Below are 22,169 nucleotides of genomic sequence, written 5' to 3'. Positions count from 1 at the left end.
GATGGCCCACGTGGTCCTCAAAGATCTCGTCAAGTCCTATGGCGGCTTCAAAGCCGTCAACGACGTGTCGCTGACGGTCAATGACGGCGAGTTCGTTGCGCTCGTCGGCCCTTCAGGCTGCGGCAAGACAACCACGCTCAATCTCGTCGCGGGGCTGATCCCGATCACATCGGGCGACATCGTCATCGGCGACCGGGTGGTCAACGACCTCGACCCCAAGGACCGCGACATCGCCATGGTGTTCCAGAACTACGCGCTCTATCCGCAGAAATCGGTCTACAAGAACCTGGCGTTCCCGCTGCAGATGCGCAAACTGCCCAGCGACGAGATCGACAAGAAGGTCAAGGAAGCGGCGCGCGTGCTCGACATGACGCACCTGCTCGAGCGCAAGCCGCGCGAACTTTCGGGCGGGCAGCAGCAGCGGGTGGCGCTGGGCCGTGCACTTGTCCGCGACCCCGCCGTGTTCCTCATGGACGAGCCGCTCTCCAACCTCGACGCCAAACTGCGCGTGCAGATGCGATCTGAGATCAAGCGCTTCCACCAGGACCTCAAGGCGACGATCATCTATGTGACGCACGACCAGCTCGAAGCCGTGACCATGGCCGACAGGATGGCGGTGATGAACGGCGGCTACCTGCAGCAATACGATTCACCGGCGCAGGTCTTTGCCCATCCCGTGAACATGTTCGTCGCCAGCTTCATAGGCAGCCCGGCGATGAGCCTTATTCCGCTGCAGGCATCGACGGCAAACGGCAACGCTGTGTTGACCAGCGCGGAGGGCTGGAGCTTTGAGCTCTCGCCGCGCAACGCCCGGAAGATCGCAAGCGCAACGACCAGGAAAGTCGTGCTCGGCGCACGTCACTCGACGATCAAGCTGCGCAACAGCGCGGTCCCCGGCGCCATTCCGGCCAAGGCCTACACGGTGGAGCCGACTGGAGACGTCACCTTCGTGCAGGCGTTCCTGTCCGGCGCCATCGTCAACGTCAGCGTGCCTCCGAACATTGCCGTGGCGCCCGATGAACAGATCTGGCTCGAGTTCGACCAGGAGCGGATGCATCTGTTCGACGGCGAAACCGAAATGGCCCTCAACGCGAACTGAGAGAGGGCGGATGCGTGGGCGCGGATGACTGAGAAGCTTAAGATCACCGCGATCAAGCCCTACCCGGTGTGGGTAGGAACGCGCAACCAGATGCTCGTCAAGGTCGAGACCGACCAGGGCATCTTCGGCTGGGGCGAGAGCGGCTTGAGTGGTCGCGAGAAAGCGGTGGCCGGCGCGGTCGAGCACTATCGCGAGTTTCTCATCGGCCGCGATCCGATGCAGATTGGCCGGATCTGGCAGGAGCTTTATCGCAGCCAGTACTTCGAAGGCGGACGTGTTCTGCAGGCGGCGATTTCCGCCATCGATATCGCCCTTCACGACATCAAGGGCAAGGCGCTGGGAGTGCCGGTCTACGAGCTGCTAGGCGGCAAGCAGCGCTACCGCATCCCCACCTTCGCCTCGACCGGAGACGAGGCCGAAGGTGATGCTGCCATCGAACGAGCCCGCGAGCTATGCGCACAGGGGTGGCAGGCGATCCGCTTCTTCCCCGCCGGGCAAAACAGCAGCGACATCTTCGAGCCGCGCCAGTCGATCGGCGCTACCGCGAGTATGCTTAACAAGGCGCGCGAGGCGCTGGGTGACGACGTCGTCCTCGGCATCGACTATCATCATCGGCTGTCGGTGGCCGAGGCGGCGAGCTTCTGCAACAAGCTCGGCCGCGGCGTGCTTGATTTCCTCGAGGAGCCGATCCGGGACGAGACACCGGCGGCCTACGAATCCCTGCGTACGATGACCGACATCCCCTTTGCCATCGGCGAGGAATTTGCCAGCAAGTGGCAGTTCCTGCCCTACATCGAGCGTGGCATCCACCAGTTCAACCGGCTCGATGTTTGCAATGTCGGCGGGCTTACCGAGGCGATGAAAGTCGCTGGCTGGAGCGAGGCGCACTATGTGGATCTGATGCCGCACAATCCCCTTGGCCCGGTGTGCACGGCCGCGACGGTGCATCTCGCCGCTGCGGTACCCAACTTCGCCTGGCTGGAGACCAGGGAGCCCGAAACAAAGCTGGGCTTCGACAATTCCGACTTCTTCCCCGTGCAAACACGGCTCGACGGGACCAATTATCCGGTCGGCGATCTGCCGGGGCTCGGCGTCGAGGTCAACGAGGAGGCGATCCAGGCGGCGAGCTTTCGTTTTTGGGAAGCGCCTCACCTTAAGCGCCGCGACGGTTCTGTTACCAACTGGTAGTTCCCTTTCAACCGGAGTCCACCATGACACATGCTCCCGACATCACGCGGCCGCCAAAAGACCTGATCGACGCGCTAAGGGAGATCGGCGCCGCGACGGTTGCCGGCACGCTCGGCCACATGGGCTTCCGCAATCCTCACATGGTCGGTCCGGTGGCGCAGAACCACGGCAAGTCGATCGTCGGGCCGGCGCTGACGCTGCAGTTCATGCCACAGCGGCCGGACCTCTTCACCGAGGGAGAATATGCCGATCCGGAGACGCAGCTGCATCGGCATGTGCTTTATCACACGCAGGAGGGCGACGTCGTCGTGGTCGACGCGCGCGGCGATATGAGCTCGGGCGTCTTCGGCGATATGATGTCGACGTATTTCAAGGGCAGAGGCGGCGCGGGCATCGTCATCGATGGATGCATGCGCGACCGGCCCAATGTTGAAAAGCTCGATCTGCCTCTATGGCTGCGCGGCTGGACGCCAAATTATCATGTGCAGACCAGCATCTATCCCAATGCCGTCAACGTTCCGATTGCCTGCGGCGGTGTCACGGTGATCCCCGGCGACATCATCGTCGCCGACGACGATGGGGTGGTGGTGCTTCCCGTCGCAATGGCCGCAAAGGTGATCGAAGAATCACAGAAGCATCACGATTGGGAGGAGTTCTCACGAGTGAAGCTCATGGAGGGCGCGCCGTTGCAACGCTACTATCCGCTGCATGACGACGCCCGCGGGGAGTACGAGGAGTGGCGCAAAACAAACCGCTTGGAGAGCCCAAGTTAGCGCATGGATTACCCTGCGGCGGGCGGCAGACCTTCTGGCGGTATCGCCGGGTCGACGCAAAAAGTGGAGGAGTCGAATTTCGCCGCGGGCGTTCGCTTTCGATCTTGCAGCCGGGACGGCTCTTGGCCGACTGTGTTGATCCGTTCGCGTTGATTGATTGGCGGTGTCGTGATTCCATCCACCTGTTGATTCCAGAGGGAATGGGACGATGAAGTGATCGCAGGTGGCACCGGCGCAGTTGGGGGATCATCCTGTCCCCGCAGACCCCCTCGGGCAATCCCATTGCGCCGGTTTTTGGGCTTCCGTTGCAATTGGGGCGCGCTCTGATCGACCTACACCTCTGACCGCTGCTTGAGGGCGGAGCGTGCTTCAGCTCAGGGCGTGGCCGGCCAATCCATAGACCCGAGGCTCGTTGCTTTCCCGGTTCAGGAAGCTGCGGCCTTTGGACATTGTCGTCACGGTCTCGTCGATCCCGAGGCCGCTGTGCTGCAGAAACTCTGCATATAAGCCATCCCTCTCGCGCGAATCGACGCGCGCGAATCGACCCGCCAACTTCTTCAGATGGACGGCTGTGAGATGGACCGCGTCCTGGTCGCTCCGAGCCACAATGGGGCCAATCACATGGCCGCGCCCGAACTCGCGACACATGGAATAGCCAACGACCTCGCCGCCACGACTCAAAGTGGCGACTGAAGCATCCTCCGAAAGCAACGTAAGCAGCCTTGCACGGTTTGTCCCAAATGCGCGCGCGTCCAGCGCGGTGATGTCACCGAGCCTGTCGCTGGGCAGGTCACTTAGTTCACCATCGAGAACTGGCATCGGCGGGAGTGTTTGGGGGACCTGTCCCTGGCGCATGTAGACGATCGCCTCGCTCGTGAAGCCGAGTGAAACATACAGGGGATAGGCGGCATGGGTTGCGTTCAGGGCGAGATTTCGATCTCCGCATCGCTCAAGGACCTGGTCCATGAGCCATCGGCCACCTCCCTGGGCCTGGGTGCGGGGCGTCGTGATCACCAAGCCAATAGTGGCAAAATCGTCCCCGTGGGGAAACCACATCGCGCTTCCGAAAACGCGTCCAATACCATCAACAGTAACGATACCGTGGCCAGCGCGCCGCAGTAGATCCCAGTCCTTGGGCCGATGCGGCCAGCGGACAGAAATCGATAGTGCGTGCAGCAACTCGACGTCGACATCATTGATGTCGCGCGCGAACAGTTCGAAGGATTTCAGGCGCACTGATCTTTGCATGTCGGTTGATCCGCTCCTTCAACCAATGCCCAGCGTCGCGAGCATGTGGTGTTTGATCCCGTCGTCGACGCCATGTCGCGACATGCCTCTTTTGCCGCAGCATTACACGGGAAAGCCAGCAGGTTTCGCTGGTTCGAGGCGCTTTTTCGCAATCTTCAGCCAAAGCACGACGCGATTCGGCAGGGAACACTGCTGCCTACGGATAGGCTGGTTCGCACCCGATGATAGTATGCAAGCAGAGCGGACCGCCATGAACGTGGAACAAATCCTCGCTACCCTGATTGCATTTCCCTCTGTTGTGGGCACGCCAAACGGCGCGATCGTCGATTGGATCCGCGACTACTGTCGGGGAGCGGGAGCCCAGGTGACGGTTCTCCCTGGTCCCGAGGGCGACCGGTCCAACCTCTTCGTCACGATCGGCCCACGCGAGGGTCGGGGCTACATCATCTCCGGACATGTGGATGTCGTGCCGGCCGGCGAGCCCGAATGGAGCTCGGATCCGTTTGTCCTGCGTCGCGAGGGCGGCAGGCTTTACGGCCGCGGCGCCACCGACATGAAGGGCTTTCTCGCCTGCGCATTGGCCGCGCTCCCAGGACTTGCGGCGATGAACCTGCGGCAACCAATTCATCTCGCATTCTCCTACGACGAAGAGGCGGGGTGCCGTGGCGTGCCGCATCTGTTAGCTGCGTTGCCAAGCCTATGCGAGAGGCCGCTTGGCGCGATTGTCGGCGAGCCGAGCGGGATGCAGCCGGTGCGCGCGCACAAGGGGAAGGCCGCCGCGCGCCTCGAAGTGATCGGGCGATCCGGCCATTCGTCACGCCCCGACCTCGGACTCAATGCCGTGCATGCCATGGCCGGAGTCATCACGCACGCCGTGGCCTACAGCCAATCCCTCGCCGACGGGCCGCTCGATCAAGATTTCGAGCCCCCATATTCTTCGTTGCAGGTGGGCGTCATCGCCGGTGGACAGGCGGTCAACATCATCGCTGGCCACTGCACCGCCGATATCGAGGTTCGTGCCGTGCCGGGCGTTTCTCCATCCTCCCTGCTTGAGCCGGTCAAGGCCGGGCTTTTTGCCCTGCGCGACAGCGGCTTCGAGGTAATCTGGCACGAGTTGAGTTCCTATCCCGCCCTTGCACCCGCGAAGGGGAGTGAGCTAGCGGCGGTTCTGACCGAGCTGACGGGGCAGGAGCCGCTCACAGCGGTCAGTTACGGCACAGAGGCCGGGCTTTATCAGCAGGCCGGTATCGATGCGATCATTTGCGGCCCCGGCGACATCGGCCGTGCTCACCGTGCCGACGAGTATATCGAGACCGGTGAACTCGCCGCTTGCCGGAAGATGATCCACGGGCTCGGCGCGCGTCTCGCGGCCTGAAGGAAGAGGCGGGTTCCATGGCATTTCTTTTCAATTCCGATGCGGCACGTGCTGCGGTGTTCCGCGAGATCTTCGCGCGCGAACTCCCGGATCTGGAATTCTTCCATTCCGGCGAGGAGATGGAGCCGGAGAAGGTGCGCTATCTCATCACCTGGACGGTGCCGGACGAGATCTCGCGCTACCGTAATCTGGAAGTGCTGTTTTCCATCGGCGCGGGCGTCGACCAGTTCAAGCAGGACGTCGTGCCAAGCCATGTGAAGCTGGTGCGCATGGTCGAGGATGGCATCATACGCATGATGCAGGAATACGTCGCGCTCGGCGTGTTGGCGCTCCACCGGGAGATACCCACCTATCTCGAGCAGCAGAAAAGGTGCCTCTGGCAGCCGATTGCCGCTCGACAGGCGGCCGAACGCCGGGTTGGCTTTCTCGGCCTTGGCATGCTGGCTCAGGCGGCTATCGAGCGCTTGAAGCCGTTCCAGTTTCCGCTGGCCGGGTGGAGCCGCAGCGAAAAGCGGCTAGAGGGCGTCGCCTGTTTTCATGGCGCGGGCCAACTCGCCGGCTTTCTGAAGCAAACGGATATTCTTGTCTGCCTGCTGCCGCTGACGGAACAAACGCGCGGCATGCTCGATGCAAAGCTCTTCGACCTACTGCCCTCAGGGGCGCGGCTGCTGCATCTCGGCAGGGGTCCGCAACTCGACCAGGCCGCGCTGATCGACGCGCTCGACACCGGTCACGTATCTGCGGCGATGCTTGATGTAACTGATCCAGAACCGCTCCCGCAAGACCATCCGCTGTGGTCGCATCCGAAGGTGATGATAACGCCGCACATTGCCTCGGTGACGCAACCGCATACGGCGGCGCAATCCGCCGTGGACAACATCCGGCGCCACCGCGCCGGGAAAGATCTGATCGGCCTCGTCGATCGGACGCTCGGCTACTAACCAGGAAACCTCACATGTCACTGCTGATCACGATCGACACAAATCCTGCCTTCACGCCGAAGGAGGCATTGCCGCTGCCGGAGCGGCTCATTTCCGGCACTCCATCCTTCAAGACCTGGGCGCAGGATGCCTCGAAAGGTGAGAAGGTTCTGACCGGCGTCTGGGAGGCGACGCCCGGTGAGACGCATTCGATCAAGGGCACTACCTACGAGTTCTGCCATATCATTTCGGGTCTCGTCGAAATCGAGGAGAAGGGCGGTGAGACCAAGACTTACCGCGCCGGCGACAGTTTCGCGATGAAGCCCGGCTTTGTCGGCGTCTGGCGTACGATCGAGACCGTGCGCAAGATCTACGTCTGCGTTTATGACTGAGTTCAATGCTCAAGGTCCGGCCGAATAGCGCGCGCGGCGGTTCCAGAACAATCGACTTTCCAAGTCCCACCTGACGCGATTCGACGCCGTCGGGCCGCTCATCCTCGACGAAAAATGCGGCGCGCGGTCCACTATTGTTTCGCTAGTGCGAATGAGGACCTCCATCAAATGAAGACCTACAAGATAGCGCTCATCCCCGGCGACGGCATCGGCAAGGACGTGACTGGGGCCGCATGGCAGGTGCTGCAGGCGGCGGCAAAACGGGGCGGTTTCGCCCTTGATGGCACAAGCTTCCCATGGTCGTGCGCCTATTACCTGGAAACCGGCGCAATGATGCCGCCAGACGGCATCGAGACACTTCGAAAATTCGATGCGATCTATCTCGGCGCCGTGGGGTGGTCCGCCGAAGTGCCCGACTCAGTGTCGCTTCACGGACTGCTCCTGCCGATCCGGAAAGGGTTCACGCAGTACGCCAACATACGACCGCACAGGCTGTTGCCGGGCGTTCAGGGGCCCCTCCGCTCCGATGGATTCGACATCCTGTGCATCCGCGAGAATACGGAAGGCGAATATTCCGGCGCCGGCGGGCGCGTCCATTCCGGCACGGCCAATGAGGTCGCGATTGAGACAGCAATCTTCACGCGTGCGGGTGTCGAACGGATTATGCGTTTCGGTTTCGAACAGGCGCGGGCGCGCCGCAAGAAGCTCGCATCTGTGACCAAATCCAACGCGCAGAAACATTCCATGGTTTTCTGGGATGAGGTGACGTGCGAGATAGCGAAAGACTATTCCGATGTAGAGGTCTCGCACTACCACATCGACGCCATGGCTGCCCGCATGGTGCTGGCGCCTGACAGCCTCGACGTAATCGTCGCCTCGAACCTGTTTGGCGACATTCTCACCGATATTGGAGCGGCCATTCAGGGCGGGCTGGGTTATGCCGCCTCTGCCAATATCAACCCCGATCGCAGCGCACCTTCCATGTTCGAGCCGGTCCATGGTTCGGCGCCCGATATCGCGCATCTCGGCGTCGCCAATCCGATCGCCGCGATCTGGTCCGGTGCGATGATGCTGGAGCATCTGGGCGAGCGGCATGCTGCGGCCGAAGTGATGTCGGCAATCGAGTCCGTAACCGCGCAGGGCATAGGCACGATCGCAGGCAAGGACCGGACTGAAACAATCACGCGAGCCGTGCTTGCGGCATTGAGCTGAAAGGGCAGAGGAAAAAGACCATGAATGCGATCACGAAGATTGGCACCTTTAACGATGCGGACCTGTTCCGCCAGCAGGCGTTGATTGGCGGTGTGTGGCGGGAAGCCGACACAAAGGCCGTCGCCGAGGTTACCAACCCTGCCAGCCTGAATGTTCTCGGCACCGTTCCCGACATGGGGGGCGACGAGACCAGGGCCGCGATCGGCGCTGCGGCCGAAGCGTTCAGGAGTTGGAAGAAGAAGACTCATGCCGAGCGCGGGGGACTGCTGGAACGCTGGCACGACCTCATTCGCCGGCATGAACAGGATTTGGCGCTTCTGCTGACGCTGGAACAGGGTAAGCCGCTTGCCGAGGCGCTCGCGGAGATCCGCTACGGGGCGTCGTTCGTGAAATGGTTCGCGGAGGAGGCGCGCCGGATCGGTGGCTCAACCATTCCGTCACCCACTGCCGATCGCCGCATTCTGGTTCTCAAGGAAGCAGTCGGCGTCTGCGCCGTCATCACCCCGTGGAATTTCCCCAACGCGATGATCACGCGCAAAGTCGCCCCCGCACTGGCTGCCGGCTGCACGGTGGTGATCAAGCCGTCCGAGTTCACACCATTTTCGGCGCTCGCGCTCGGCGTCCTGGCGGAGCGAGCGGGTATCCCGGCAGGCGTCATCAACATCGTAACCGGCATGCCGGCGCAGATCGGCAAAGAGCTGATGGCCAACGAAACGGTGCGCAAGATCTCGTTCACAGGTTCAACCCGCGTCGGCGCGCTTTTGATGAAGGGCGCCGCCGACGGTATCAAAAGGCTCAGCCTCGAGCTTGGCGGGAACGCGCCTTTCATCGTCTTCGATGACGCAGATCTCGATCTCGCCGTCGAAGGGGCGGTAAACTCCAAATTTCGCAATGGCGGCCAGACTTGCGTCTGTGCCAACCGCATTCTCGTGCAGGCCGGCATCTATGAGGCGTTTGCTGCCAAGCTCGCCAGCCGAGTTGCACAGATGAAGGTTGGCGCCGGTACAGAGGAGGGCGTCGTCATCGGGCCGATGATCAATGGTGCCGCCATCGAGAAGATCGAGCGGCATGTCGCCGATGCTTTGGAGAAAGGCGCCCGGATAATTGCCCGGAGCGAAGCAGTGCCGGAAGGTAAGCAATACGCCCGGCCTATTCTGCTCGGCAACGCCACGACCGAAATGCTGCTGGCGTCGGAAGAGACATTCGGGCCCGTTGCGCCGTTGTTCCGATTTGAAACCGAGGAGGAGGCCATCGCGATCGCCAATGGAACACCCTTCGGCCTTGCCGCATATTTCTACACGGAAAACCTCAAACGATCGTGGCGTGTCGCCGAGGCGCTGGAGTTCGGCATGGTCGGACTCAACACCGGTCTGATCTCGACAGAGGTCGCGCCGTTCGGCGGTGTAAAGCAGTCGGGGCTGGGGCGCGAAGGATCGCAGCTGGGGATTGAGGAATATCTGGAGGTCAAGACGCTTCACGTCGGCGGCTTGAATTAGAGGCTTTTCCGGAATCTCAAGAGCGAGACCAGCAATGAGAAAGGGGCGGTCTAACCGCCCCTTTCTCATTCGATACTTCGGATGCCGCGAGGCCGGAGGCCCCGCCAGCCTCAAGCAACTTCCCGAACGGGCTCCAGTCCGACGGCGGCGGCCAGCCCGCCAATGTCCTTTACCTCGGTGTATTCGTAGAAGGGGTTCGCGGGCTCGTGGCCGCGATTCACCCAGACCTTGCTCTTGATACCGAGATCATAGGCGGTCATGAGATCGTAGCGGAATGAGGACGACACATGAGTGATGTCCTCCGGGCCGCAGCCGAGCTTGTCGAGCATGTATTCAAAGCCCTTCATCAGCGGCTTATAGGCGCCAACCTCTTCGGCGGTGATGACGGTGTGAAAAGGCGCGCCGAGCTTTTCCACATTCGACATGATCAGGCTGTTCATGGAGTTGGACAGGATCACCAGTGGGATTTCCTTGGCCACTCTCGACAGGCCAGCCGGGACGTCGGGGTGCGGACCCCAGGTCGGCACTTCGTCATAGATGCGTTGGGCATCTTCGGGTTTGAACTGGATACCGATGCGCTTGCAGCTGCGTTCGATGGAATTCTGCACCACCTCGAGGAAGGGTTTCCATGGCCCCAGCACCTCGTCAAGGCGGTAGCCTCTAAAAGCCTCCACGAAGCTGGCCATTGCCTCTGGGGAGAGGCGCTCGCCGTAGACGCGCCGCGCCGCGCCGGCCATATCGAAATTGGTGAGCGTGCCGTAGCAGTCGAAGGTGATGTATTTCGGTCTGAACGTCGACATGGCGACCATCCTCCTAGTTTCTCGGCACAGCGAGCCTGTACCACAATCACCATAGTCGGAGATCTGGAAGACTAACGGCCGCATTCGCCGCGACCTGAAGCAGATCGTTTCGTATTGCATCGCCGGTTTGGCAGAGAGTTGCGCCAGGTGTCTTTCGAGCTTGGGAGCAGCGCGGCCTGTCGGCCATGCTTCGGCAGAAGATGCGGCGCGAGCGGCGAAGGATAGTGAAAACGCGTGGCGCGTGGCTGCCGGTCGGGAGGAACTGCTGTCTTTGGTGATCTACCTTTAGCACCTGAAGACGGAAGGCCGGAAATTCATCATGACCACACAACAGATCATCCTTGAAGAGATGACACCGGGGCACCTGAAAGGTGCTGTCGAGTTGTCTCGCCAAGTTAAATGGCCGCATCGCCGCGAGGATTGGGAGCTGGTCCAGTCGGTCAGCCGGGGGATCGTCGCTCTGGAAGAAGAACGCGTGGTGGCGACCATCATGATGACCCCCTACGGCAACGATGCCGCCGCCATCAACATGGTGATCGTCGATGCGGCCATGCGCGGCCGCGGGCTCGGCCGCAAGATGATGGAAGAGGCGCTTGCCAAGGCGGGTGAGCGCACCTGTCGCCTGACGGCGACACTGAAAGGCCTGCCGCTCTATGAGAAGCTGGGCTTCGTCACGACTGGCGAGATCGTACAGCATCAGGGCGAGGCATTGTCTGTTCCCGCGCCGGCCCGTGTATCCTGGGCCGAGAGCGGCGATCTTGCCCGCCTCGGGGTGCTGGATCGCGAAGCATTTGGCCATGACCGTTCGGCGCTGATGAAGCTGCTTCGCGAGCGCGCGAAATTCGCTGTCATTCGCGATGAAGGCGATACCCAGGCCTTTTCCGCCATCCGGCCATTCGGCCGGGGGCTGGTCATCGGGCCGGTGGTGGCGAGAAACGGTACCGAGGCCAAAGCCCTGATCGACTTTTTGCTCGCCCATCATCAGGGCAAGTTCGTCCGCGTCGACACCGACGTTTCGACGGATCTTGCTGAATGGCTCACCGGGCGCGGGCTCGCGCACGTCGGCGGCGGGATCACGATGCGACGCTCCATAGCCACGCACAAAGAAAGCAAGCCCGCGCATCACCGCACATATGCGTTGGTCAGTCAGGCACTCGGTTGAATCGGAGGAAGAAATGCTGGCAAACTCACTGATCGAACTCGATCGCGCGCATCTGGTTCACCCGTTTTCATGCTATCGGGGCCACGAGGAGATGGGCGTTCGGGTGCTCAAATCCGCCAAGGGTGCAACGGTGACCGATGCAAGCGGGAAAACCCTGCTGGATGGATTCGCCGGTCTATGGTGTGTGAACGTCGGATACGGCCAGGAAAGTGTCGTTGAAGCAGCCGCAAAGCAGCTAAGAGAGCTTCCCTATGCGACGGGATATTTCGGGCTGGGATCCGAGCCCGCCATTCGCCTTGCTGCCAGGCTTGCCGAACTGGCGCCCGGCGATTTGAACCATGTCTATTTCACGCTTGGCGGCTCCGACGCAATCGACAGCACGATCCGGTTCATTCGCTATTACTACCATGCCAAGGGCACGCCGCAGAAGGACCAGTTCATCTCGGTCGAGCATGGCTACCATGGATCCTCGACGGCAGGGTCAGGTCTGACCGCGATCCCGGCCTTCCATGCGGGTTTCGGTGTCCCATACGACTGGCAGCATAAAATCCCATCGCACTACGCCTATCGCAATCCGGTCGGGTCCGATCCGCAGACGATTATCGACGCATCGGTCGCGGCCCTGCGCGCCAAGATCGCGGAACTCGGCGCGGACCGCGTTGCGGCCTTCTACGCCGAACCCATTCAGGGTTCGGGCGGTGTCCTCGTTCCACCGACAGGCTGGCTGAAGGCCCTGCACGCCGTGTGCAAGGAACACGACATTCTGTTCGTTGCCGACGAAGTCATCACTGCCTTTGGCCGCACCGGTCCGCTCTTCGCCTGCGAAGAGGACGATGTAGTGCCGGATTTCATAACCACGGCGAAGGGACTGACCTCGGGCTACGTGCCTATGGGCGCAGTCTTCATGTCAGACCATGTCTACAATACGATCGCGGACGGAGCCGGCAAAGCGCCTGTCGGCCATGGCTACACCTATTCAGCCCATCCCGTGAGCGCGGCGGTGGGGCTGGAATGCCTGCGTCTCTACGAAGAGGGCTTGCTCGAGAACGGGCGGAAGGCCGGGAAGCGTTTGATGGAAGGCCTTCGCTCGCTCGCAGACCACCCCCTGGTTGGCGATATTCGCGGTCGCGGCATGCTGGCCGCGGTCGAGTTGGTCACTGACAAGGAGCGCAAGACGCCCCTGCCGGCGGCAGCCGATCCGGGTCGCCGTATTTTCGAGCGCGCATGGGCGAACGGCCTCGTCATCCGCGCCTTCAACAGCGGCATCCTGGGCTATGCGCCGCCGCTCTGCTGCACGGACGACGATATCGATGGAATCCTCGAACGCACGCGGATGACGCTGGATCAAACCCTCGAAGACAAGGACGTGCGGGCGGCGATGAACAGATGATCGTCCAGATTGCCGCCGCATGCGCGCGGCAGCCCCTTTCTCATCCGTCGAATATGGCGTCGAGCGGCAGGTGAGATTTCACGATAGGGGATTTCAGCACGACGAAGCTGAAATATTTGTCGATGCCGATGTCCATTTCGACGAGGCGCTCCATGACCGTCTGGTATTCGGTGATTCCCGCTGTGACAAACTTCACCAGGTAGTCGTAGCCACCTGAAACAAGATGGCATTCGATGACGGAATCGATCTTCTCGACGGTGGCAAGAAACCGCGCGAAGTCGTTCTGCCGATGGTTCCTGAGCGTGATCTCGGTGAACACCGTCAACGTCTGCCCGAGCTTGGAGACGTCGATCTGGGCGGAATAACCGGTGATGAAGCCTTCCGCCTGAAGCTTCTTGACCCGCATCAGGCAGGGGCTCGGCGACAGATACACCAGCTCGGCAAGCTCGACGTTGGATATCCGCCCGTTCTTTTGCAACTCGGACAGAATTTTGATGTCGATCTTGTCGAGCTTCATCAGAAACCTGTCACACGTTCGAACCGCGGATCGTCCGGCAAACGGCGTCCGTTACTTCCTGCGTGGTCGCGGTGCCACCAACGTCCGGCGTCAGCACGCCTTCGCTCGTCACCGATTCCACTGCGCGCATCAGCCGGGCAGCCGCGTCGTTCTCGCCCAGATGGTCGAGCATCTGGGCGGCGGTCCAGAAGGTGGCGACAGGGTTGGCGATCCCTTTGCCGGCAATGTCGAATGCCGAGCCGTGGATAGGCTCGAACATCGAGGGATAGCGCCGCTCGGGATCAATATTGGCGGTCGGTGCTACGCCGAGACTGCCCGCAAGCGCGCCTGCAAGGTCCGACAATATGTCGGCGTGAAGGTTGGTGGCGACGATCGTATCGAGGCTCCGTGGTTTCAGCGTCATACGCGCTGTCATAGCATCAACCAGCATCTTGTCCCACGTGACGTCAGGAAATTCCCGTGCCACCTCGGCGGCGATTTCGTCCCACATTACCATGCCGTGACGCTGCGCGTTGGATTTCGTGACGACTGTCAGGAGCTTTCGCGGCCGTGAGTGCGCCAGCCGGAATGCATAGCGCATGATGCGGGTGACGCCGACGCGCGTGAAGATCGCGACCTCGGTTCCGACTTCCTCGGGAAGGCCGCGATGGGCGCGGCCGCCGTGGCCCGAATACTCGCCCTCGGAATTCTCCCGCACGATCACCCAATCCAGATCGCCAGGGCCAACGCCCGCCAGCGGCGAAGCAATACCCGGCAATATCCTGGTCGGCCGCACGTTCGCGTACTGATCAAAGCCTTGGCAAATCGGCAGCCGGAGGCCCCACAGAGTGATGTCGTCAGGCAGATCGGGAGCACCGACCGCGCCAAAGAAGATAGCGTCGAAACGCTTCAGCTGCGTCACACCGTCCTCGGGCATCATCCGACCATGGGCCTTGTAGTAGTCTGAGCCCCAGTCGAAGTGCTGGACGCGCAGCTTGAAGTCGCCGCAGCGCTCTTCAAGCGTCTCAAGCGCCTGGAGACCGGCGGCAATGACCTCTGGGCCGATCCCGTCGGCCGGAATGGCGGCAATCTCATATACGCGCATCGTCACTTTCCCTGTTTGCGAGCTGGCCGCCTCGCGGCCTCGATCTCGTGTGCGACCGGTTGGACGGTGGCAAATCGGTCTTCTTAGAATTCAGCGACCTTGCCCCACGCAGCGGTCTTCAGACGCTCCGGCCTATAGGGACGCGGATCGACGATCGGCTCGCTGCCGGTGATGATGTCGGCGATCATATGCCCGGCGCCGGGGCCGATCCCGAAGCCGTGGCCGCTAAATCCCGCCGCCAGGATGAAGCCCGGAATCCCCTCGATTTCACCGACTGCCGGGATGCCATCGGGCGTGCTGTCGACATAGCCCGCCCAAGCATGAGAAATCGCGGTGCGCTGGAGTTCGGGCAGCAATTCGCAGGCTCGTTGATATATCAGGCGAATCTGCCTCACGTCAGGTTTGGGGTCGAGAATCCGATTCCGTTCCATTGGTGTCACGTGGTCAAGTACCCATTTCCTCAGGCTTTCATGACCTTGACGCCAGCCCTCGAACGCTCCCGGGGCCAGACTGCGCCAGCGGCGGGCGAACATGGGCACGAACTCGCGGCTGAACCTGAGCTGCTGCGCCGTTGGATCGACTCGTGCCCGCCCGCTGATCGCCAGCGTGAATCCACCGTTGCCGCGCCGCGTCAGCGAGACGTGCGCGGTATGCAGGGCATCCGGCAGGCCATTTGCGCCCGGCGCTACGGCTAGAATGGACTGACGCACGGCAGCTTGCGGGAAACGAATACCAAGCTGGTTGCAGAAGGAAGAAGCCCACGCGCCTCCGGCCATGACCACGGTCGTTGTCCGAATGGTTCCCGCTTCTGTAACGACGCCGCTGACCCGGCCGGCGCTCAACTCTATGCCGCGAGCCGCGCAATATTGATGTACCGTGCCGCCGGCCGCCATGATGCCGCGCGCGGCAACGGGCACCGCCTTTGAAGGATCCGCCGTTCCGTCAGTTGGCGAGAACACGCCGCCCTTCCATTTGCGGCCGGTCGCCTTGCCCCGTTGGGTGGCTTCCTCCGCGCTCAACACATACGTCGTGACGCCGACCGTCCTTGCAAAATCGCGCCACTTTGCCCAGCCTGCCAACTCGTTTTCGTCCTGCGAGAGATATAGCAGCCCACAACGGCGGAAGCCGGTGTCCTCGCCCGTCTCCTGCGCCACTTTTTCCCAGAGATCGAGGCTCTTGGTTGCCATCGGCAACTCGCGCGCGTCCCGGTTCTGCTGGCGGCACCAGCCCCAGTTGCGGCTGGACTGTTCGGCGGCAACGCGCCCCTTCTCCAGCAGGGCAACGCTGACGCCGCGGCGTGCGAGATAATATGCTGTGAATACGCCTACCACGCCGCCGCCGATGACGACGACGTCCGCCTCGCGAGGCAGGGATGGGCTGGAATCGATGTGAATGAGCGGCGCGGGCATGGATGGAACTCCGGTAATTGGAAGCATCCTAACCTGCCGCCGGCAGAGGCAGGCTACGGAGTTCATGCCTGGACGGAATTTCCTGCGGTTAGCGGCCTCTAGGACGGCCAATTGTTGCGCGAAAAGCTCGCTGTCACCGGGGCAAGCAGGAGTACACTTCATGCAGTCGCGTCATCCACGGCATGGCTATTCAGGGCGCGGCGCACAGGCGCCGACCCTGATCGGCAGTGCCTTGGCCGACATTGCTATTGGCCGCACGCCGATCCGCTCGACCGCATCCTGGCACACGGTGCGATGCACACCGGAAGGCCCTGGTTCCTGCCCGTCGTGGGGGCGTATTGCCGCATGAAGGATATGGTTGCCTGATCATGTCGCGGGCGCCGAACAGCTGCAGACTGAAATGCCGAACTGGATGTTCTTTTCAGAAGTTCCTGCCGCCCGAGGGCCAAATTTCGACGACTATGCGGAAACAAAACAGTCAAACTGGCTGAAAGAACGGAGCAACCCTTCCTTATGGCAGGCAAGCTCCAGAGGACTTCCGATAGGCTGGCTTACGCCTTCGGAGATTTCTCCAAGAAAAGGGAACAGTGTCCGGTACACGGACCGGATTTCATCAAGGGAGCCGCCAGGATGAGCAGAATCCGTTTCTCGCAGCCTCAGGGCGCGAAGCGCCGAGATGGCCAGACGACGAGGCGCTTCTGCTCAAAGGGCGATGATGCGGTCCGCAACAGCGTGGACCCGCTCGGTTGAAAGGGGAGGTGATCTCGATGATCGCAAGCATTCAGGCCGTAGCCCCCCATGATGTGGCGCTTTCGATACGCGACCTCACGGTGAATTTGCCGCAAGGCATGGAACGGACCCATGCCGTCGAGAACATCTCCTTTGACCTGAAGCGCGGACAGATCCTGTGCATCATCGGCGAATCCGGCTCGGGAAAGTCTGTCACAGCCAATGCGATCATGGGGCTTCTGCCCAAGGTGATCCGCGTCTCCTCGGGCGCCATCCAGCTGGATGGGATGAACATCATAGGCCTGTCGCCCGACAAGCTGCGCAGCCTACGCGGCCGGGTTGTCTCGATGATTTTCCAGGACCCGCTCTCGGCACTCAACCCGCTGATGACGGTGGGCGCGCAGATCGACGAAGTCATGGCGGCGCATGGCGTCGGCACCCCGAAATCCCGTCGCGGCCGCGCTGTCGAGTTGCTGACCGAGGTGGGGCTGCCCGACCCCGAACTCATGTATCATCAGTATCCGTTCCGGCTTTCTGGCGGGCAGCGGCAGCGGGTGATGATCGCCATGGCGCTGGCACTCGAGCCCACGATCCTGATCGCGGATGAACCGACGACCGCGCTCGACGTGACCACCCAGGCACAGATTCTGGACCTGATCCGCGACATTCAGCGCCGCAAGGGAATGAGCGTCATGTTCATCACCCACGACTTCGGGGTGGTGGCCGAGATCGCAGACAGTGTCGTCGTGATGGAGAAGGGCCACATCGTCGAACAGGGTAGCGCCCAACAGGTCCTGAAGTCGCCTAGCCATCCCTACACTCGGCGCCTAATCGCAGCCGTCCCGCGCCTGACCGGCGAGGACCGCGTTCCTCTGGAGACGGCCGACAAAGCGCCGATCCTGAAGGTCGAAGGCCTGGTGAAGACCTACCGCAGCGGCAGTTCCCTGTTCAGCTCGCAGCGCGTCGTGCCTGCGGTCAACGAAGTCTCGTTCGATCTGGCGCCCGGGCGCACGCTGGGCGTTGTGGGCGAAAGCGGTTCCGGCAAATCGTCGCTTGGCCGGCTCCTGATCAAGCTGCTGGACAGCGACGGCGGCGGGATTCTGTTCGAGGGCCGCGACATCGCCAAGCTTTCCGAAGCCGAGTTCCGCCCTCTGCGGCCGCGGGTCCAGATGATCTTCCAGGATCCGTTCGCCTCGCTCAATCCGCGCTCGACGATCGGCCACATCCTGACCGTTGGCCCGGTCGCGCACGGGACGCCCTATGCCCAGGCGCGTGAAGAGGCGAAGGCGCTCCTGGCCCATGTCGGACTCGATGCCGGCGCCTTTGGCCGCTTTCCGCATGAATTTTCCGGTGGGCAGCGTCAGCGCATCGGCATCGCTCGGGCACTGATGTTCAAGCCGAAGCTGCTGATCGCCGATGAGGCGGTGTCGGCGCTCGATGTGTCGATCCAGGCGCAGATCCTGCAGCTTCTCGACCAGATCCAGCGGGAGACCGGCGTATCGATGATCTTCATCACCCACGATCTTCGCGTCGCCAGCCAGATCTGCGACGAAATCGCGGTGATGCAGAAAGGGCGGATCGTGGAACGCGGTCCCCCCTCGCAAATCTTCCTCGACCCGCAATCAGCCTACACACGAGAGCTGGTGGCGGCGATTCCTGGAGAGCAGCCGGGACCTAAACGCCCGGTTGCAGCAAATGGGTAAGAGCCACGGCGGATACCGCCAGAACAAGGGGAATTCCAATGACTGAACGCTCAAACACCAAATCAAACTACTCGCGGCGCGACGCACTGCGATTGATGGCGATAGGCGGGGCTGCAGGCCTCATTGCGCCCAATCTGTTGGGCAAGCCCGCCTTCGCCCAGAACCCTCCAGCGAGCCCAACCGGCCGCGTCGTCGTCGGATTTTCGCAGGAACCCACCGTCTTCAATCCACTGATGCCGCATACCGAGTGCGACGACGCTGTGCATTTCTCAGTGTTTGATGCACTTGTTCGAATGGACTCTAAGGGCGTTCTCCAGCCCAATCTTGTGGTCGAAGTGCCAAGCCAAGAAAACGGCGGCATCTCGGAGGATGGTCTTAAGTGGCGCCTCCGCCTGCGCGATGACGTCCGCTGGCACGACGGCGAACCCTTCACGGCCGAGGACGTGAAGTTCACTCTTGAGCTCATCACCAATCCGAAATTCCGCGCGTGGCGCACGGCGGGCCATTCGCTGGTGCGCGACATCAAGGTGGTCTCGCCGACCGAGCTCACCTGGCGGATGGAGGAGGCTTTCGCCCCCTACCTGTCGTTTCTCGCCGAAACCTTCATGGTGCCCAAGCACATACTGGAGAAAGAGGCCGACGCCAACGCCGCCGCCTTCAATCAGGCGCCTGTCGGCACTGGCGCATTCAAGTGGGCGCAGCGCATCGCCGGCGATCACATCGAACTCGTCGCGAACACGGACTATGCAGGGGAGGGTCCCTATTTGGAGCGGCTCGTCTTCAAATACATCCCCGACATGACAGTGCTCTACACCCAGTTCAAGAGCGGCGACATTGATCTTGTCGACCAGGCATTCATAACCGCCGACCACTACGCGGAAGCCAACACACTGTCGGAGCGCGTGGTCATGTTGGAGCGCGGCGCATCGGTCGAGTCGATCTATCTCAATCTTGAGAAGCCTCAATTCAAGGATCCGGCGGTCCGCCAGGCGCTCTACGCCGCAATCGACAGGAAAGCGATTCTCGAAGCACTTTATTATGGGGTCCACAAACCGACCGAGACGTTCATGCCGCAGAATTCCTACTACTACAATCCGAACCTGCCGGCACAGGAGTTCAACCTCGAGCGCGCGGCCCAGATCCTCGATGAGGCCGGCTGGGTACCCGGAGCCGACGGAATACGGGCAAAGGACGGGGTGCGTCTGTCGTTCGCCAACTCCACCACCTCCGGCAACCACCTGCGCGAGCAGACGCAGCAGTTCCTGCAGCAGACATTCGCCGAGATCGGGGTGGAGATGACCATTTCGAACCTGCCGGCCGCCGTCATGTGGGGGGATTTCTGGCTCAAATCGCAGTTCGAGTCAGCCATCTCCGGTGTAACCAATGTCATCGCGGGCGACCCCGACGTTTCCAACCGCCTGCACACCAAGGCGATCGTCGCGAAGGGCGGAAAGGGCTCGAACACAGGCCAATACTCCAACCCGGAGGTCGATGCGCTGCTCGATAAGGGCACCCGCACCTTCGACCGGGAAGAGCGGCGCGCCATCTATCTGCGTGTGCAGGAAATTGTTCGTCAGGATCTGCCGTTCCTGCCTCTGTTTGCCTACGCCAATGTGTTCGGCCGCAAGGAAGGGCTGGAGGGTTTCGAGGCAAATTCCAACGCCCGCGTCGCATCCTGGCATGCCGCCGGATGGCATTGGAAGGGCTGACATACTAATGCCGCCGCCTTGCGGCGGCGGCCAATCATCGGCGCTGTCTTGACAGAGGAGAGTTGAATGCGCGGCTTCCTGCTCAACCGGCTCTCACAGAGCCTCATCCTGCTCCTGATCGTCTCGGTCATCGGGTTCCTCGTCCTGAACCTGCTACCCGGGGGTCCACTGGCGCAATTTGGGCTCGATCCCGGCATGACGCAGGACGATCTCGATCGCCTGAAAGAGCAATTGGGGCTCAATCGGCCGCTGTGGATGCAATATCTCGACTGGGCCTGGCGGCTTCTCCAGGGCGACTGGGGCCACTCCTTCCGCGATGGCGCGCCTGTGCTGGCAGTGATTGGCCGGCACGTCTTCGCCACGCTGCTGCTGATGGGGACGTCCACCGCGATTGCGATCGCGATCGGCACCTGGATCGGTATCCGTGGCGCCACGCACCGCTATTCGCTGTTCGACCATGTTGCGACGGTCGGAGCTATGGTCGCGCTGTCGATCCCGACCTTCTGGTTCGGGCTCGTCGGCATCTACATCTTCTCGCTGCGACTAGGCTGGGTGCCTGCAGGCAACATGTACACGATCGGCGACGGTTCGGTTCTGAACTACCTGCATCACCTGATCCTGCCAAGCATCGTGCTGTCGCTGGTGCATGTCGCGATCTGGAGCCGCTACATGCGCACTGCGACGCTCGACGCAATCAGCCAGGATTTTGTCAATACCGCCCGCGCCAAGGGCCTGAGCGAGCGCCGAGTTATAATGAAGCACGTCGTCGGCAATGCGCTTTTGCCGATGATCACACTGGCCGGGGTGCAGCTTCCCAGCATCCTGACCGGCGCGCTGGTGACGGAGACAGTGTTTACCTGGCCGGGGATGGGTCGACTGTTCCTGGACAGCCTCGGCTACAGCGACTACCCAGTCGTGATGGGACTGCTGATGTTCTCAGCCATCCTCGTCATTCTGGGCAACCTGATCGCAGATATTGCCGTGGCGATCGTAGACCCGCGCATTCGTCTGGGTTGAGCGCGTAACCTCACGCCCAACAGGAGGCACCCGAAATGACCGCTCTCGCCGCAAATGCAGGACCAAGCCGCTGGTGGCGCAGCCGCACCGTGCGTCGTTTCACCAGCCATCATCTGGCGTTGCTGGGGGTGGCGATGATCACCGTTCTTACGCTGGCATGCGTCTTCGGCCCTCATCTCCTGCCTTATGATTCCCTCTACATCGATTTGCGCGCCCGCTTTTCACCGCCGCTGACCGGCGACCACTATCTCGGGACCGATCCTTTGGGGCGGGACGTGGCGGCGCGACTGTTCATGGCGGGGAGGACCTCACTGCTGGTGGCTTTCTTTGCCATGCTGCTGTCGACCCTGATCGGAACTTTCGTCGGCGTGATCGCGGGCTACCGCGGCGGCTGGATCGGTGCAGCGCTGATGCGCACGGTCGACGGCTTCCTGTCATTCCCCTCCATCTTCCTGCTGCTGGCCCTGGCCGCGGCACTGAAGCCGAGCCCCGCTATGGTCACCGTCATCGTCGCTATCACGAGCTGGATGGAGGTCGCCCGAATTGTCGAGGCCGAGGTACGGTCATTGCGCGAGCGCGAGTTTGTGCTGGCCGGGCGCATGCTGGGGCTGAGCGGCACGCATATAATGTTCCGCGAAATCCTGCCCAACGCCATGGGTCCGATCATCGTGGCCGCTACGCTGACAGTGGCGCGCGCGATCCTGCTGGAAGCCTATATCAGTTTCCTGGGTTATGGCATTCAGCCGCCGCTGCCCAGCTGGGGCAACATGCTCGAGGGCGCCCAGCAGTATCTGGACAGTGCGCCTTGGCTGGCGATCATTCCCGGCGCCGCCATCACGATCGCCGTGACCAGCTTCAATTTCATCGGCGACGGGTTGCGCGATGCGCTCGACGTGCGGGACGACCGTGTCTGATCTCGCCGGCAAAGGCGGACCACTCCCGATCC

At 61.9% G+C, this 22,169-nt stretch carries 20 protein-coding genes; 15 read left to right on the top strand and 5 right to left on the bottom strand.

Annotation, left to right across the window (positions count from 1 at the left end; all coding sequences use genetic code 11):
- Nucleotide 1: 1 nt before the first annotated feature.
- The 3 genes from AC0L25_RS05020 to AC0L25_RS05010 are packed head-to-tail and all read left to right on the top strand — an operon-like array spanning nt 2 to nt 3,060.
- Nucleotides 2-1,099, top strand: a complete 1,098-nt coding sequence (locus AC0L25_RS05020) for an ABC transporter ATP-binding protein (RefSeq protein WP_473594466.1) — start codon at nt 2-4, stop codon at nt 1,097-1,099.
- A gap of 24 nt (nt 1,100-1,123) precedes the next feature.
- Nucleotides 1,124-2,287, top strand: coding sequence for a mandelate racemase/muconate lactonizing enzyme family protein (locus AC0L25_RS05015; protein WP_473594465.1), 1,164 nt, complete (start codon nt 1,124-1,126; stop codon nt 2,285-2,287).
- Between the two features lie 23 nt (nt 2,288-2,310).
- A complete protein-coding gene (locus AC0L25_RS05010) occupies nt 2,311-3,060 on the top strand; it encodes a ribonuclease activity regulator RraA (RefSeq protein ID WP_473594464.1) in 750 nt (249 codons plus the stop codon).
- Between the two features lie 369 nt (nt 3,061-3,429).
- On the opposite strand, the gene AC0L25_RS05005 is transcribed toward AC0L25_RS05010, so the two are convergent.
- A complete protein-coding gene (locus AC0L25_RS05005) occupies nt 3,430-4,308 on the bottom strand; it encodes a GNAT family N-acetyltransferase (protein WP_473594463.1) in 879 nt (292 codons plus the stop codon).
- A 250-nt stretch (nt 4,309-4,558) separates the two neighbouring features.
- On the opposite strand from AC0L25_RS05005, the gene argE reads away from it, so the two are divergent.
- The 5 genes from argE (at nt 4,559) to AC0L25_RS04980 (ending at nt 9,703) form a co-directional block, all read left to right on the top strand.
- Complete coding sequence (argE, locus tag AC0L25_RS05000; RefSeq protein ID WP_473594462.1) at nt 4,559-5,683, top strand: acetylornithine deacetylase; 1,125 nt, start codon at nt 4,559-4,561, stop codon at nt 5,681-5,683.
- Nucleotides 5,684-5,700: 17 nt separating this feature from the next.
- Complete coding sequence (locus AC0L25_RS04995) at nt 5,701-6,624, top strand: 2-hydroxyacid dehydrogenase (RefSeq protein ID WP_473594461.1); 924 nt, start codon at nt 5,701-5,703, stop codon at nt 6,622-6,624.
- Between the two features lie 14 nt (nt 6,625-6,638).
- Complete coding sequence (locus AC0L25_RS04990) at nt 6,639-6,995, top strand: cupin domain-containing protein (RefSeq protein WP_473594460.1); 357 nt, start codon at nt 6,639-6,641, stop codon at nt 6,993-6,995.
- A gap of 168 nt (nt 6,996-7,163) precedes the next feature.
- Complete coding sequence (locus AC0L25_RS04985; RefSeq protein WP_473594459.1) at nt 7,164-8,207, top strand: tartrate dehydrogenase; 1,044 nt, start codon at nt 7,164-7,166, stop codon at nt 8,205-8,207.
- A gap of 20 nt (nt 8,208-8,227) precedes the next feature.
- Nucleotides 8,228-9,703 carry an NAD-dependent succinate-semialdehyde dehydrogenase gene (locus AC0L25_RS04980; protein ID WP_473594458.1) on the top strand — a complete coding sequence of 492 codons (1,476 nt, stop codon included), beginning with the start codon at nt 8,228-8,230 and terminating at the stop codon, nt 9,701-9,703.
- 110 nt (nt 9,704-9,813) lie between these two features.
- Here the strand turns inward: AC0L25_RS04980 and AC0L25_RS04975 are convergent, their stop codons facing one another.
- Nucleotides 9,814-10,503, bottom strand: coding sequence for a haloacid dehalogenase type II (locus tag AC0L25_RS04975; RefSeq protein ID WP_473594457.1), 690 nt, complete (start codon nt 10,501-10,503; stop codon nt 9,814-9,816).
- A gap of 319 nt (nt 10,504-10,822) precedes the next feature.
- Here AC0L25_RS04975 and AC0L25_RS04970 point away from each other — a divergent pair, with 319 nt between their 5' ends.
- Together AC0L25_RS04970 and AC0L25_RS04965 are read left to right on the top strand one after the other, a co-directional pair.
- A complete protein-coding gene (locus tag AC0L25_RS04970; protein WP_473594456.1) occupies nt 10,823-11,665 on the top strand; it encodes a GNAT family N-acetyltransferase in 843 nt (280 codons plus the stop codon).
- Nucleotides 11,666-11,678: 13 nt separating this feature from the next.
- The gene (locus AC0L25_RS04965; RefSeq protein WP_473594455.1) at nt 11,679-13,055 is read left to right on the top strand and encodes an aminotransferase class III-fold pyridoxal phosphate-dependent enzyme; all 1,377 of its coding nucleotides are present in this window, start codon (nt 11,679-11,681) and stop codon (nt 13,053-13,055) included.
- A gap of 40 nt (nt 13,056-13,095) precedes the next feature.
- On the opposite strand, the gene AC0L25_RS04960 is transcribed toward AC0L25_RS04965, so the two are convergent.
- From AC0L25_RS04960 to AC0L25_RS04950, 3 genes are all read right to left on the bottom strand, one after another.
- The gene (locus tag AC0L25_RS04960; RefSeq protein WP_473594454.1) at nt 13,096-13,572 is read right to left on the bottom strand and encodes an Lrp/AsnC family transcriptional regulator; all 477 of its coding nucleotides are present in this window, start codon (nt 13,570-13,572) and stop codon (nt 13,096-13,098) included.
- 10 nt (nt 13,573-13,582) lie between these two features.
- A complete protein-coding gene (locus tag AC0L25_RS04955; protein WP_473594453.1) occupies nt 13,583-14,656 on the bottom strand; it encodes a tartrate dehydrogenase in 1,074 nt (357 codons plus the stop codon).
- A gap of 83 nt (nt 14,657-14,739) precedes the next feature.
- Nucleotides 14,740-16,065 (bottom strand): NAD(P)/FAD-dependent oxidoreductase, encoded by a 1,326-nt coding sequence (locus tag AC0L25_RS04950; RefSeq protein WP_473594452.1) that lies wholly within the window; start codon nt 16,063-16,065, stop codon nt 14,740-14,742.
- A gap of 160 nt (nt 16,066-16,225) precedes the next feature.
- Here AC0L25_RS04950 and AC0L25_RS04945 point away from each other — a divergent pair, with 160 nt between their 5' ends.
- The 5 genes from AC0L25_RS04945 to AC0L25_RS04925 all read left to right on the top strand — a co-directional run bounded on the left by AC0L25_RS04945 (nt 16,226) and on the right by AC0L25_RS04925 (nt 22,137).
- The gene (locus AC0L25_RS04945; protein ID WP_473594451.1) at nt 16,226-16,414 is read left to right on the top strand and encodes a hypothetical protein; all 189 of its coding nucleotides are present in this window, start codon (nt 16,226-16,228) and stop codon (nt 16,412-16,414) included.
- A 418-nt stretch (nt 16,415-16,832) separates the two neighbouring features.
- A complete protein-coding gene (locus AC0L25_RS04940; protein ID WP_473594450.1) occupies nt 16,833-18,497 on the top strand; it encodes an ABC transporter ATP-binding protein in 1,665 nt (554 codons plus the stop codon).
- A gap of 38 nt (nt 18,498-18,535) precedes the next feature.
- Nucleotides 18,536-20,206 (top strand): peptide ABC transporter substrate-binding protein, encoded by a 1,671-nt coding sequence (locus tag AC0L25_RS04935; protein WP_473594449.1) that lies wholly within the window; start codon nt 18,536-18,538, stop codon nt 20,204-20,206.
- Between the two features lie 66 nt (nt 20,207-20,272).
- A complete protein-coding gene (locus AC0L25_RS04930) occupies nt 20,273-21,223 on the top strand; it encodes an ABC transporter permease (protein WP_473594448.1) in 951 nt (316 codons plus the stop codon).
- A gap of 35 nt (nt 21,224-21,258) precedes the next feature.
- A complete protein-coding gene (locus AC0L25_RS04925) occupies nt 21,259-22,137 on the top strand; it encodes an ABC transporter permease (RefSeq protein ID WP_473594447.1) in 879 nt (292 codons plus the stop codon).
- Nucleotides 22,138-22,169: the final 32 nt, after the last annotated feature.

The organism is Mesorhizobium sp. WSM4813 (assembly GCF_055811555.1).
Note: the sequence above shows the minus strand (reverse complement) of the source record. Positions and strands in the feature narration are given on the sequence as shown.